Annotated in this window: 11 protein-coding genes; 3 read left to right on the top strand and 8 right to left on the bottom strand. The window is 72.9% G+C overall.

The annotated features are described in order from the left end of the window. Positions 1–39 precede the first annotated feature (39 nt). Both GA0070216_RS00640 and GA0070216_RS00635 read right to left on the bottom strand, forming a co-directional pair. The gene (locus GA0070216_RS00640) at positions 40–1,704 is read right to left on the bottom strand and encodes a hypothetical protein (protein ID WP_091237287.1); all 1,665 of its coding nucleotides are present in this window, start codon (positions 1,702–1,704) and stop codon (positions 40–42) included. A 294-nt stretch (positions 1,705–1,998) separates the two neighbouring features. Continuing rightward, positions 1,999–3,480: an aminopeptidase P family protein gene (locus GA0070216_RS00635; RefSeq protein WP_091237286.1), complete on the bottom strand. Its 1,482-nt coding sequence runs from the start codon at positions 3,478–3,480 to the stop codon at positions 1,999–2,001. A gap of 187 nt (positions 3,481–3,667) precedes the next feature. Here GA0070216_RS00635 and asnB point away from each other — a divergent pair, with 187 nt between their 5' ends. After that, positions 3,668–5,629, top strand: a complete 1,962-nt coding sequence (asnB, locus tag GA0070216_RS00630) for an asparagine synthase (glutamine-hydrolyzing) (protein ID WP_091238760.1) — start codon at positions 3,668–3,670, stop codon at positions 5,627–5,629. Positions 5,630–5,734: 105 nt separating this feature from the next. Here the strand turns inward: asnB and GA0070216_RS00625 are convergent, their stop codons facing one another. Next, positions 5,735–6,865 carry a lytic polysaccharide monooxygenase gene (locus tag GA0070216_RS00625; RefSeq protein ID WP_245722234.1) on the bottom strand — a complete coding sequence of 377 codons (1,131 nt, stop codon included), beginning with the start codon at positions 6,863–6,865 and terminating at the stop codon, positions 5,735–5,737. Positions 6,866–7,203: 338 nt separating this feature from the next. Between GA0070216_RS00625 and GA0070216_RS00620 the strand changes: the two genes are divergently transcribed. Next, positions 7,204–8,136 (top strand): carbohydrate kinase family protein, encoded by a 933-nt coding sequence (locus tag GA0070216_RS00620; RefSeq protein ID WP_091237284.1) that lies wholly within the window; start codon positions 7,204–7,206, stop codon positions 8,134–8,136. A 51-nt stretch (positions 8,137–8,187) separates the two neighbouring features. Here GA0070216_RS00620 and GA0070216_RS00615 read toward each other — a convergent pair whose 3' ends face one another. Next, a complete protein-coding gene (locus GA0070216_RS00615) occupies positions 8,188–9,018 on the bottom strand; it encodes an MBL fold metallo-hydrolase (protein ID WP_091237283.1) in 831 nt (276 codons plus the stop codon). After that, complete coding sequence (locus tag GA0070216_RS00610; protein ID WP_091237282.1) at positions 9,015–9,419, bottom strand: thioesterase family protein; 405 nt, start codon at positions 9,417–9,419, stop codon at positions 9,015–9,017. The genes GA0070216_RS00615 and GA0070216_RS00610 overlap by 4 nt, the downstream gene beginning before the upstream one ends. 165 nt (positions 9,420–9,584) lie before the next feature. Here GA0070216_RS00610 and GA0070216_RS00605 point away from each other — a divergent pair, with 165 nt between their 5' ends. Beyond that, positions 9,585–10,619, top strand: coding sequence for a phosphatase PAP2 family protein (locus GA0070216_RS00605; protein ID WP_091237281.1), 1,035 nt, complete (start codon positions 9,585–9,587; stop codon positions 10,617–10,619). A gap of 43 nt (positions 10,620–10,662) precedes the next feature. On the opposite strand, the gene GA0070216_RS00600 is transcribed toward GA0070216_RS00605, so the two are convergent. From GA0070216_RS00600 to GA0070216_RS00590, 3 genes are all read right to left on the bottom strand, one after another. Then, positions 10,663–12,132, bottom strand: coding sequence for a PH domain-containing protein (locus GA0070216_RS00600; protein ID WP_091238757.1), 1,470 nt, complete (start codon positions 12,130–12,132; stop codon positions 10,663–10,665). A 77-nt stretch (positions 12,133–12,209) separates the two neighbouring features. Then, a complete protein-coding gene (locus GA0070216_RS00595; protein WP_245722232.1) occupies positions 12,210–12,728 on the bottom strand; it encodes a PH domain-containing protein in 519 nt (172 codons plus the stop codon). Further along, positions 12,725–12,955, bottom strand: a complete 231-nt coding sequence (locus tag GA0070216_RS00590; protein WP_091237280.1) for a hypothetical protein — start codon at positions 12,953–12,955, stop codon at positions 12,725–12,727. Before GA0070216_RS00590 ends, GA0070216_RS00595 begins: the two co-directional genes overlap by 4 nt. Positions 12,956–13,012 lie beyond the last annotated feature (57 nt).

Raw genomic sequence — 13,012 nt, 5'->3', positions numbered from 1 at the left:
GTGTGCCGCCGTCACCGGCAGCACGTCACCCGAGGGTGCTCAGCCGAAGCAGTTCGGGATGGTGTCGCCCGGGATGGCCAGGCAGTTCGTCGGGCGGTTCGCCACGATCGCGGACTTGTCGTCCACGTTCACCACACCCTCGAAGGTGAACACGCCGCCCGGGGCGAAGGTGGCGAAGTTGTTGGCGACCTTCGTCCGGCTGAGGTTGACCTCGCCGAAGATGTTGAAGATGCCGCCGCCGACGCCGATCGGGCCGAGGGCCCGGTTGGCGACGACCTCGGACTCACGCACCGTGGTGACGCTGTCCGCGTTGAACAGCCCGCCGCCGAAGAAGCCGGCGGTGTTCTCCTTGAGGTGGCTCTTCTCGATGGTGACCGCGCTGTCGAAGGCGACGGCCACGCCGCCCCCCACGCCGGCGGTGCTGTTCTTGGCCACCGTTGACTGGTGCACGTTGACCTGGGCGTCCGCCGCGGCGATACCGCCACCGGCGAGCACGGCGGTGTTCGACAGCAGCTCCGTGAAGCGCACGGTGGTGTTGCCTCCGATGTCGAGCAGGCCGCCGCCGAAGCCGAGCGTCTCGTTGTCGGTGATCTTGGACTTCTCGATCAGGACGGTGCCCCCGTCGACGTCCTCGGTGAAGATCTCCGCGGCGCCGTTGGAGATACCGCCACCACCGATGACGGCGGTGTTGTCGGTGATCGTGGACTCGTCGACCTGGAGCAGGCCGGCGTTGAAGATGCCACCGCCGAAGAAGAAGGCGGTGTTGTGGGCGACCTCGGTGTGCCGCAGCGACGTGGTGCCGAAGTTGGCCAGCCCGCCGCCGTTGCCGCCGGACTGGTTGAGCACGACCGAGGTGTCGAACAGGTTGGCCGTGCCACCCGGCTGCACCAGGATCCCGGCGCCGTCGTTGACGCCCGGCTCCTCGACCAACGTCGTGACGCTCCCCGGCTTGGCCTTCGCCTTCGGTGCGGCCTGCACCGCGGCCTTGCGCGCGGCCTTCGGGGCGGCCTTCAGGCCGGCCTTCGGGTTCGCCTGTCGGGCGGTGAGCGCCTGGGCCAGCGGGGTGCCGGCCTTCACCTGGGCGGCGATCGCCTGGGAGTCCGAGTAGGCCCCCCACACCGCTGCCGGCGCGACGGCCGTCAGCGCCTCGATGGTCTGCCCACCCTTGATGGTCAGGCCCTTGAGGCTCAGGTGACCGCCGGGACCCACGTTGAGGATCCGGAAGTAGTCGGCGGTGGCGTCCCGGGTGATCGTGGTGTGCTCACCCCGCAGGGTGATGTCCTGGGTGATCACCGGCAGGCCGTTGCCGTCCTGGTTGCGGGTCAGGTTGTAGGTGCAACCCTTGGCCAGCTCCAGCACGCCGCCGTCGCGGCTGTTGGCGAGGACGATGGCCTGGATGAGCCGGTCGGTGTCGCAGGGCACCTCCTTCCCACGTTCGTGGTCCTTGCCGTCGCGGTCTTCCTTGCCGCCACGGTCCGGGCCCTCGTCGCCGCGACCCTGGTCGCCATCCTTGGTGACCTGCTGAGTGGTGTTCCACTTCAGTCCGCTCACCCCGACCGCCCCGGCACTGCCGGCGACGCCGACCGCGGCGAGACTGACCACACCTGTCAACCCGGCGACGCCACTGGCGAGCCAGAGCTTGCGACGGCTCCTGCTCCCCGTCGCCCGCGCGGAGGCTTCGTTGTTCGTTAGGTAGTTGGACATCGGAGCTCTCTGCCCTCTCCTCGTACCAGACAGGGTCGCCGCACGTGAGCGAGCGTCCCCTGCTACAAATCGGTTGTAGCTCCCGAAACCCACGGTATGAGAAGGTTCCTCGCTATGAGGGCAAACCCGAAGAAAGCCCGCCTTGGTTGCCCGTTCCGGCGGTCGGTGACCCCCGGGACGAGGAGGCCGTCAGGGGGGTGATCCGCGCGGAAACGACGGCGGCCCCGCCGCCGGACGCGTCCGCCGAGGGGCGACGCGTCCGGCGGCGGGGCCGCCGTGAACCGGGTGCGGGGGTCAGCCGGGCAGGCGGGGACCCGCCTCACGCTGCGCGGCCAGCCAGGTCTCCACCTCGTCGGAGCGGCGGGGCAGGCCGGCGGAGAGGTTCACCGCACCGGTCGCGGTGACCAGGATGTCGTCCTCGATCCGGACGCCGATGCCGCGCAACTCCTCGGGGACCAGTTCGTCCTCGGGCTGGAAGTACAGCCCCGGCTCGACGGTGAGCACGTAGCCCTCACCGAGTTGGCCGTCGCGGTACTTCTCCTTGCGGGCGTTCGCGCAGTCGTGCACGTCGATGCCGAGCATGTGGCTGGTGCCGTGCAGGGTCCACCGCCGGTAGACGGTGGAGGCCGGGTCCATCGCCTCGTCGACGCCCACCGGCAGCAGGCCGAGATCCTTCAGCGCCTCGGCGAGCACCCGCATCGAGGTCAGGTGCACCTCGCGGAACCCCACGCCCGGCCGGATCGCATCGATGCCGGCCTGCTGGGCGGCGTAGACCGCGTCGTAGACCTGGCGCTGCAACGGGGTGAACCGGCCGTCGACCGGCAGCACCCGGGTCACGTCGGCGGTGTACAGGTTGCGGTTCTCCACGCCCATGTCCATCAGCAGCAGCTCACCCGGACGGGTCGCGCCGTGGTTGTGCACCCAATGCAGGATCGTTGCGTGCTCGCCGCCCCCGACGATCGAGCTGTAGCCGACGTCGTTGCCGTCGTGCCGGGCCCGCAGCGCGAAGATCCCCTCCAGCAACCGCTCGGAGACCCCCCGGTCGGCCGGCAGCACCCGGGCCACGTCCTCGAAGCCGCGTACGGTGGCGTCGACCGCGTCCTGGAGCTGGGCGACCTCCCACTCGTCCTTGACCAGCTTCAGCTCGGCGATGGTGATCGCCAGCTCCCGGTCACGGGCCGGCTGGCCCTCCTCCCGGGGGCCGTCCCACGGGCGTACCGCCGCGTCCACCCGGTGGTCGAAACCGCGCAGCACCCGGGTCCGCCCCGGCGCCATCCGGGCCAGTGCCCCGTCCAGCGTGCTCAGGTCCTCCGTGGGCAGGCCCAGCTCGGTCGACTTCTCGGCCAGGGTGTGCCGCCGGCCCACCCACAGCTCGCCGTGCCGGCTGCGGAAGAACTCGTCGGTCTCCCGCGAGGAACGGGGACGCATGTACAGCGTCGCGTCGTGCCCGGAGCCGTTGGGGCGCAGTACCAGGACACTGTCCGGGTCGTGGTCCCCGGTCAGGTACGCGAAGTCGCTGCCCGGCCGGAACGGGTGGTCGGTGTCGTTGGCGCGTACCTTCTCGGTGCCGGTGGGGATGACCAACGTCTCGCCCGGGAAGGCCGCGGAGAGTGCGGCCCGCCGCTTGGCGTGGTGCGGGACCTCCGGCCGGGGACCGACCGGGAGGCTGGTGTCGCGCCAGCCCTGCCGCATGAAGGACAGGAACGCCTCCGGAAAGTCCGGATCGTGCGATTCGGTGCCGTCCGCCGGCTTGCCGTCCGTCCGCTCCTCGGCCATGTCGGCTCCCTTCGCCTCGTCGCTCGTCCAGACGGTACCCCGGCTCCGGCCGGGCGGGGTGCCTGCGGTGCCGCGCGGAGACGGGACCGGGCCGGCGGTGCCGCGCGACCGGAATGTGCCGCGTGCGGAGGTGGCAGGGTCAGCGGTGCCGCGCGACCGGAATGTGCCGCGTGGAAAGATGGCGACCATGTGCGGACTCCTGGCCTTCTTCAGCGCGAACGGCAACGCCGCCGCCCACCGCGACAACATCGCGGGGGCGTTGGAATGCCTGCACCACCGCGGACCGGACGAGACAGGGGTCGAGGTGGTCGGCGACGCCACCGGCCACTATGCGGACGGGGTGTTCGCGCACAAGCGACTCGCCATCATCGACGTCGCGTCCAGCCACGAGCCGCTGCCGTACGCCGGCGGCCGCTATCTGCTCACCTTCAACGGCGAGATCTACAACTACATCGAGCTGCGCGAGGAACTGGTCCGCACCTTCGGGGCCCAGTTCGCCACCGCCGGTGACGGCGAGGTGATCGTCGCCGGTTACCACTACTGGGGCGAGCAGGTGCTCACCCGGCTGCGCGGCATGTTCGCCTTCGTCATCTGGGACCGGCAGGAGCGTCGGGCGTTCGGCGCGCGGGACTACTTCGGCATCAAGCCGCTGCACTACCTGGAGACCGCCGACGGTCTCTACCTCGCCTCGGAGAAGAAGGCGCTGCTGCCGTTCGCGCACTCCTACTACCAGGGTGACGCCGGCATCGACACCGCCAACCTCAGCCACTACCTGACCCTCCAGTACGTCCCCGAGCCCGGCACCCTGCACCAGGGGATCAGCCGGATCGGCTCCGGGGAGTACCTGACCTGGTCCCCGGGCGGCCGGCTGGACGTCCGGCGCTGGTACCGGCCGGTGTTCCGGCCCGCTCCGGTCGCCGACGAGCAGCGGCTCTACCACGAGATCCGGGAGACGCTGCGGGAGAGCGTCCGGATGCACATGCGCTCGGACGTGCCGGTCGGCTCGTTCCTGTCCAGCGGCATCGACTCGACCGCCGTGGTGGCCCTGGCGCGCGAGTTCAACCCCAACATCCTCACCTTCACCGTCGGCTACGACGTGCCCGGCTACTCCGAGATCGACGTGGCCCAGGACTCGGCCCGGCACCTCGACGTGACCACCATCCCGACCAAGATCGGGCCGCAGGACATGATCGACGCGCTGCCGACGATCGTCTGGCACCTGGACGACCCGGTCGCCGACCCGGCGCTGGTGCCGCTCTACTTCGTCGCCAAGAAGGCCGCCGAGCACGTCACGGTGGTGCTCTCCGGCGAAGGGGCCGACGAGTTCTTCGGCGGCTACACCATCTACCGGGAGCCGCTCTCCCTCGGCACCGTCAACGGCCTGCCGGGCGGGGTGCAGAAGGGCCTGCGGGCGGTCTCCAAGGCCATCCCGCAGGGGGTCAAGGGCAAGAGCTTCCTGGAGCGCGGCACCACCCCGATCGAGCAGCGCTACTACGGCAACGCCCGGATGTTCACCGAGGAGGAGAAGCAGCACCTGCTGCGTCGCTACGACCCCTCGGTGCGCTACACCGACGTCACCGCCCCGATCTACGCCGAGTGCACCGAGCTGGACGACGTCACCAAGATGCAGTACGTCGACCTCTACACCTGGCTGCGTGGCGACATCCTGGTCAAGGCGGACCGGATCTCGATGTCGCACTCGCTGGAGGTCCGGGTGCCGTTCCTGGACCGGGCGGTCTTCGACGTGGCGGCCACCATCCCGGTCGACCTGAAGCTGCCGCCCCGTTCCGACGCCACCAAGTACGCCATGCGTCAGGCGTTGCAGGGGGTCGTGCCGCCGGCCATCGTCAACCGCAAGAAGCTCGGCTTCCCGACCCCGACCCGGGTCTGGTTGCGCGGCGAGATGTACGAGTGGGCCCGGCACGTGCTGTCCACCTCGGGCGCCGGCGACCTGATCGACCTGTCGTACGCGATGCGGCTGCTGGAGGAGCACAAGCGGGAGGAGGCGGACAACTCCCGCAAGGTGTGGACGGTGCTGATCTTCTGCATCTGGCACGCCATCTTCGTGGCCAAGACCCTCGACCCGGGCATCCAGCGCAACCAGTCGGCGCTGCTCACCAAGCCGGTGGTCGGCAGCATGGTCCGCTGACCGGGGTGGCCCGCCGGACCGGCACGGCGACGCCGACGCCGGTCCCCGGACGAGCCGGAGGTCCACGCCCGACGGGCGTGGACCTCCGGTCTGCTCAGCGGATCGTCACCGACCGCTGCACGAGACGGTCGGCAGACCGCCGGTGCCGCTGGTGGTGGCGGTGAAGCCGAAGGTGGTCGTCGCCTCCGGCGCGATGCTGCCGTTGTAGTTGGCGTTGGTGACGCTCACCGTCGACCCGTTGGCGGACAGGGTGCCGTTCCACACCTGGTTGAGCTGCTGGCCGCTGGGCAACGTCCAGCTCGCCACCCAGCCGCCGTACGTCCGGGAGCTGTGGTTCATGATGGTGACCTCACCCTGGAAGCCGCCGTTCCAGGTGCTGACCACCCGGTAGACCGCCATGCAGTCGCCACCCGGCAGCGGCGGGGTGGTCGTGACGGGCGGCGGGGTGGTGGTCGGCGGCGGGGTGCTCGTGGGCGGCGGGGTGGTGGTCGGCGGCGCCGGGGTGGTGGTGGGGGGCAGCGTCGGGCCGCCGGTGCCGACCCCGGTCACCTGGCCGTTGCCACCGTCGAAGGTGACGTCGGAGCAGCCGAAGAAGTTCTCCTGGCTGTCCGAGCGGACCCAGCGGGAGTAGATGATGTGCCGGCCGGACTTGCCCGACGGCAGGTTCCCGCTGAAGTAGTAGTGCCCCTCGTTGGTGCCCGACGCGCCCCGCTGGGGCGGGTTGGTCACCGTGAGGAACGGCTCCTCCAGGTCACCCCAGGCCAGCGGCCGGGTCGGGCTCCAGCTGTCCTTCGTCACATAGAAGTAGAACGTGCCGGGGTGGTGGGCCCAGTTGCTGTACTTGAAGTCCAGCCGCGCGCCGGACGTCAGGTGGGTCAGCGGCCAGTCGGTGCGGGCCAGGTCGTACCCGGCGAAACCGGTGTTGCCGCCGCTGCACAGCTTGCCGTCGGGGATGAAGCCGACGGTGCGTCCGCCGGCGTCCGAGCGCAGCACGCTGAACCAGTTGTAGAGGGAGTTGGTGCCGCTCTGGGCGACGGCGGCGGAGCAGGCCGGGTTGTTCGGCCTGATCTCGCCGGTGGGGCTGAGGCCGTCCTGCCAGCACAGGTAGGTCCGGCTGCCCGGGACGATCGGCGTGCCGTGCGCGGCGGCCGGTTCGGGCTGCACCGTCAGGGCGACGGCCCCGAAGGCGAGGGTGGCGGCCGCGGTGAACAACGCGGCCGTACGGGAACGAAGCACGAGCTTCTCCTGATCCGCGGGGTGGCGCGAACGCCCGCCCGCACAAGGTGAGGGATGCGTCGGTCGCGGCTCTGGCCGGCGGCCCGACAGGGGCCGACGGGCGCGTGCCGTCGGCGGTCCGTGCCCACGGACCGGTGCCTCTCGCGTCTGACCCCAGCTGATCGCCGAGCGGGTGCGGCAGCCCTCCGCGCCGGCCCGGCACAGCAATACCATCACGTCCGGACGAACCACGCAATAGTCGTTGCTCGATGGGTGGGATCTGGTTGCCCGGCCGCCCCCGATCGGCATGGGCCGTTGTGCCAGCCTGGTAGCCGGACGACGACGCGCTGGGAGGCGACGTGGGATACGCGGTGGTGCTCGGTGAGGCGCTGATCGACCTGTTGGACGCCGAGTGCGAGGGGCGGCCGGTGTTCCGGCAGGCGATCGGCGGCGGCCCGCTCAACGTCGCCGTCGGGGTGGCCCGGCTCGGCGGCACGGCCCAGTTCGTCGGCTCGCTCGGCGACGACGTGCTCGCCGGCCGGATCCGCGACTTCCTGGCGGACGCCGGGGTCGGACTGGCCGGGGCGGTCACCGTGCCGGCGCCCACCACGCTGGCGGTCACCACGCACACCGGGGCCGAGCCGGACTTCCGCTTCTACGGCGAACCCCCGTCGTACGGGCTGCTCGCCGCCGACGACCTGGACGTGGCGCTGGTCGACGGCGCGGACGTGCTCTACTGCGGCTCGATCGTGCTGCTCAGCCCGCCGACGCTCGCCGCCGCCCGCCGGGCCTGGTCGCTCGCGCCCGGCCTGCGGGTCTTCGACCCCAACGTCCGGCCCCGGCTGCTGGCCGGCCCGGCGGCCCTGGCCGGCCTGCGGGAGGTGGTGGTCGAGTTCGTCGCCGGGGCGCACCTGGTGAAGCTCAGCAGCGCCGACGCCGCGCTGCTCTGGCCCGACGAACCGGTCGAGGGGGTCGCGGCGTACCTGCGGGAGCTGGGCGCGGGCACGGTGGTGGTGACGCTCGGCGCGGACGGTGCCTTGGTCGCCGCCGGCCCCGACCCGGTCCGGGTGCCCGCGCCGAAGGTGCGGGCGGTGGACGCCACCGGCGCGGGCGACTCGGTGATGGCCGCGCTCGTCGCCGAACTGCTGGTCGACGGCGAACCGACCGGGCCGGCCGACTGGCACCGGCGGGTGGCGTTCGCGCTGCGCGTCGCCGGCCTGGTCTGCGAGTCGCCCGGCGGGGCGGTCGCCATGCCCACCCGGGACGAGGTGCGCCGCCGCTTCGCCGACTGACCGCACCCCGGGCGCGGTCGCCGCAGCGCCCGACCGGTCAGCGGGTGGGCGTCAGGGGGTGCCGTCGAGTTCGAGGTAGCCCCGGCGGGCGGCGGCGAGGCCGGGTCGGGCGCCGAACGGGGAGTCGGCGGCCACCCGCTCCGGCGGTGCGCCGCCGGTGTGGGCGGCCCGGATCAGCCAGGCCAGCTCCGCCAGTCGGGCGTGCTGGGCCCGGACGAACGCCACGTCCACCGGCGCGCCGTGGCCCGGCACCACCACCGTCGCGGGGGTGGTCATCCGCAGCAGCTCGGCCACCGCGTCCGGCCACTGCAACGGGTACGACTCCTCGAAGGCCGGCGGCCCGGACTGCTCCACCAGATCCCCGGCGACCAGCACGTCGGCATCCGGCACGTGCACCACCAGATCCGCGTCGGTGTGCCCGTGTCCAGGATGCCGCAGCACCACCCGCCGGCCGCCGACGTCCAGCACCGTCTCGGTGTGCACGGTGTGCGTCGGGGCCAGCAGGGTCGTCCCGGCCAGCTCGGCGGCGAGCCCGGGATGCTCCGCCCGCATCTCCTCGTACGCCGCCCGGCGCAGCCGGTCCGGGCGGTCCCGCATCGCGGCGGCGGCCACCTCGTGCGCGTACACCGGGCGGGGTGGGTCGGCGGCGAGCGTCGCGTTGCCGAAGCAGTGGTCGAAGTGGTGGTGGGTGTTGACCAGCGTCCACGGGTGCGGGGTGACCGCCCGCGCCGCGGTGGCCAGTTCGGCGGCCTGCCCGGCGGTGGACAGGGTGTCCACCAGCAGCGCCGCGTCCTCGCCGACCACCAGCGTGACGTTGACGTCGAGCAGCGGCTCCCGCAGCACGTGGACCCGGTCGGCGATCTCCACGAACCGGTACGTCATGACACCCGCGCCGCCCGCTCGACGAAGCGCTGCCGGTCGACCAGCGCCCGCTCCACCCGGCCCGACGCCACCGTCGTGTCGCCGTCGGTCACCGTCACCTCGAACAGCAGCCGCCGGCCGTCGGCCTCGACCAGCCGGGCGTGCGCCACCACGGTACGCCCCACCGGGGTGGCGACCAGGTGGGCCAGCTCGACCCGGACCCCGACCGTGGTCCGGCCGGCGGGCATCCGGGGCGTCGTCGCGGCCACCGTGGCGGCCTCGGCGAGGGCGAGTACCCGGGGGGTGGCCAGCACCGGCACGTCACCGGAGCCGACGGCCCGCGCGGTGTCGGCGTCGGCGACGGTCAGCTCCACCTGGGCGGTCAGCCCCGGCGGGAACGGTGCGTCCGGCTGTTCCAGCATGGGGATCAGCCTAGTGGGCGGGCCACCGGCGTCGGCCGGGAGACCGACCGGCCGCGGCGCCGGAATCGGGTGGTTCGCCCCTGGCGGTGTGGTCAGGCTCCCGGCGGCCACCCGACAGGTGGTCGGCGGTGGTCGATGCGTCGCCCACCGTTAACCTTGACCGCGATGGCCGTTCTGACTGAGCCCCCGCCCCCCGTCCCGTCCGAGCCCGTCGACCCGTCCGTCGGTGGCCGACGCCGCGTGATCGCGATGTCCGTCTGGGGCGTCGCCTTCGTCGTGACCTGGCTGGCCATCGGCCTGCCGACCGATCCGGCGTACGCCTTCCTCTGGATCTGGGCCGGCACCGTCGCCTGGAACTGGGGTCGGCCCTGGCGCAGCCACCTGAGCTTCGCCCGGGACTGGATTCCGGTGGTGCTGCTGCTCGCCTTCTACAACCTCTCCCGGGGCTTCGCCGACAACGGTCGTACCCCGCACGCCTACGAGCTGATCGTCGCCGACCGGGTGATGTTCGGCTGGGCGACCGGGGGCGAGGTGCCGACGGTCTGGCTCCAGCAGCACCTCTACCGCCCCGAGGTGCACTGGTGGGACGTGCTGGTCAGCTGGGTCTACTTCTCCCACTTCGTGGTGACGCTGGCCGCGGCGGCCGTGCTCTGGATGCGCAGCCGCGCGCGCTGGGGGGCGTACATGCGGCGCTGGGGTTTCCTCTGCGCGGCCGGCCTGGTCACCTACTTCGTCTATCCGGCTGCGCCGCCGTGGTGGGCGGCACAGAACGGCCTGCTCACCGAGGTCGCCCGGATCTCCACCCGGGGGTGGAGGGAGTTCGGCATGCACGGCGCGGGCAACCTGCTCAACGCCGGGCAGATCGCCTCCAACCCGGTCGCCGCGATGCCCTCGCTGCACACCGCCTGGGCGCTGTTCGTGGTGCTGTTCTTCCTGCGGTCGACCCGCCGGCGGTGGTGGCCGCTGCTGCTGGCGTACCCGCTGGCGATGACCTTCACCCTGGTCTACAGCGGTGAGCACTACGTCATCGACGTGCTGGTCGGCTGGGCATACGTGGGGATGACGTTCCTGGTCGTCGGGCTGGCCGAGCGGGCCTGGCGGGCCCGGCGCTCCCGGCGTGCCGGTGCCGGCGACGAAGCGGGCGGTGCAGCTCCGGTCGCCCCGGCCGCGGTCGTCCCGTCGGAGCCCGTCGGGCGCTGACCGGGCGCGTCGGGCGTCGGCCTGGGCCGGACCGGTGTGCGGGTCAGCGGGTGCGGCGGGCGGCGTGCACCCGCGCGGTCAGCTCTGCGGCGAGCGCCCACGCCTCCGCCAGGTCGCGGTGGTACGCGGTGGCACCGGCCCCACCGGCGGTGTCGACGTGCACCGTGGCCAGCCGTAGCCGGCGCTGGGCCGGGCCCTGCACCACCCGCACGCTCTGGACCCGGGCGTACGGGACCAGCGCCAGCTCCCGGGTGAGCAGGCCGGACCGGGCGGCGAAGACCCGTTCGTCGAGCCCGGCGGCGAGCCGGCGGGCACTGAGCGGTCGCAGCCAACGGACCCGGGCCGGTGGCGCGGTCAGCGGCAGCGCGCCGAGGCGTACCCCGGGCAGCACCTCGGCGACGATCCGTGCACCGGTCTCCCGGTCGCCGACGGGGAGCAGCCGGTCGGGCCGGTTGCGGTCGTCCGTCTCGCCGCCGGAATAGCCGGCGACCTCCAGCCGCAGCCGCAGCCAGCCCTTCATCCGCCATAGCAGCGGCCAGGTCACCACGACGGTCTGTACCCGTTCCAGCGGGACGGTCTGCATCCGGGTCTCCAGCAGCCCGTTGTGGATGCGCAGCCGGTCGGCCTCGCGGGCCAGCCGGAAGTTCCAGTCGTCGAGGACCCGGCGGACCGGTTGCAGCAGCACACCGGCCATCGCGGTGAGGGTGCTGGCCACCGCGATGAACGACCAGGAGCCCTCGGAGAGGAACTGGAACACCACGAAGGCCACCCCGACCGGGAGCAGGAACGCCTGCGGGGTGAGCAGCTGGCTGACCAGCAGGTCGGTGTTGCTCACCGCGTGCAGTGGCCGGCCCGCCGGCTCCCGCGCGACCGGCGCGGCGGCGTCCACCGCCGGGTCGCCGGCCGGTGGCGGGACCGCGTCGGCGGTCTCCCGGGCGGGCGTGCCGGCGGCCACGGCGAGCAGTCGCTGCCGCAGCCGGGCCGCGTCGGCGACCGAGAGGTACGCCAGCGGCGCCTCGGTCTTGCCGCCGCCGACCACCTCCAGGCGCAGTTCGGCCAGGCCGGTGAGCTGCGCCAGCAGCGGGCGGACCACCTCCACGGACTGTAACCGCTCCAGCGGGATCGCCCGGGTCCGTCGCCACAGCAGGCCCTCGTACACCCGCAGTTCCCGCCCGACGATGTGGTAGCCGGTGTTGTACCAGCTGACCACCGCCAGCACGGTCGCGCCCAGGGCGAGCACCGCCACCAGCACGGCGAACCAGCCGAAGCCGACCCGGGACAGCGTCGACCAGGAGAGGCCGGCGATCACCACGAACAGGGACTTCGCCCCGTGCAACACCGGGCTCAACGGGTGCAGCCGCTGCCGTGGCTCGGCACCGCCCGCCGCCCCACCCTGGTCGGTCGGCTCCGCCGGGACCGGCGGATGACCCGGAGCCGCCGGGGCCGCCGGGACAGTCGGGGCCGCCGGGGCCGCCGGCACCGCAGGGGTCCCCCAGGTCGGCCGGATCTGCATCGCCGGCGGGGAATCCGGAGCCGCCGGGACGTCCGGGGGCGTCGGGTGGGCCGCGCCGGGGCCGGGGTGGCCGTCGGTCACAGCCCCTCCGCCCGGTCCTCGCCGAGGGCGGTGAGCCGGTCGCGCAGCCGGGACGCCTCGGCCGGCCGGAGGCCGGGCACCCGGGCGTCGGTGGCCGCCGCGGCGGTGTGCAGCTGCACGGTGGCCAGGTCGAAGGCGCGTTCCAGCGGGCCGGCGCTGACGTCGACGAACTGCATCCGCGAGTACGGCACGATGGACAACCGGCGCACCAGCAGCCCGTGCCGGACCAGCAGGTCGTCGGCGCGTTCGGCGTACCCCCAGGCGTGGACGGCCCGGACGATCGTCCACGCCCGCCAGCCGCCGCCGAGCAGCACCACGGCGCAGCCCACGCCGAACAGCCAGTGCCCGTGCCACGCCCAGCCCACCGCCAGCCCGACCAGCAGCACCGCCAGGCCCAGCGCCAGGCGGAGCAACTCGACCCAGATCAGGTCGGTCGAGATCGGCTGCCAGCGGACCGTGTCGGGCCAGGGTTCCAGGGCGCTCACCGGGGACTGGGGTGGCTCGGCAGCGTTCACGCTTCGAGGGTATGCGATCCGGGGAGCGCGGCGACCTCCCGGAGGAACCCGCGGGCGTCGAGAAAGTCGCCGAGGCTGCTCCGGTGGGCCGGGCAGGCGAGCCAGGTCTTGCGCCGGTCGGGGGTGTGCAGCCGGGGATTGTTCCAACGCAACGCCCAACTGGCGGGGGCGCGACACCCTCGGGACGAACAGACGGGGGTCTCGTCGGCGGGGGTGGGATCGGTCACCAGGGGAGTGTAGGCACGCCGGGACCGGAGGTTAGCGCGCCGGGCGGCCACGGGGGG

The organism is Micromonospora matsumotoense (assembly GCF_900091525.1).
In the GTDB taxonomy this organism is placed as follows: Bacteria; Actinomycetota; Actinomycetes; order Mycobacteriales; family Micromonosporaceae; genus Micromonospora; species Micromonospora matsumotoensis.
This window is presented reverse-complemented; position numbering and strand designations above follow the sequence as displayed.

Bases quoted from the DNA above. Each gene is read 5' to 3' on its own strand.
- GA0070216_RS00635 (WP_091237286.1), bottom strand. From the start codon at position 3,480: ATGGCCGAGGAGCGGACGGACGGCAAGCCGGCGGACGGCACCGAATCG.
- GA0070216_RS00600 (WP_091238757.1), bottom strand. From the start codon at position 12,132: ATGCAGATCCGGCCGACCTGGGGGACCCCTGCGGTGCCGGCGGCCCCG.
- asnB (WP_091238760.1), top strand. From the start codon at position 3,668: ATGTGCGGACTCCTGGCCTTCTTCAGCGCGAACGGCAACGCCGCCGCC.
- GA0070216_RS00640 (WP_091237287.1), bottom strand. From the start codon at position 1,704: ATGTCCAACTACCTAACGAACAACGAAGCCTCCGCGCGGGCGACGGGG.
- GA0070216_RS00610 (WP_091237282.1), bottom strand. From the start codon at position 9,419: ATGCTGGAACAGCCGGACGCACCGTTCCCGCCGGGGCTGACCGCCCAG.
- GA0070216_RS00605 (WP_091237281.1), top strand. From the start codon at position 9,585: ATGGCCGTTCTGACTGAGCCCCCGCCCCCCGTCCCGTCCGAGCCCGTC.
- GA0070216_RS00615 (WP_091237283.1), bottom strand. From the start codon at position 9,018: ATGACGTACCGGTTCGTGGAGATCGCCGACCGGGTCCACGTGCTGCGG.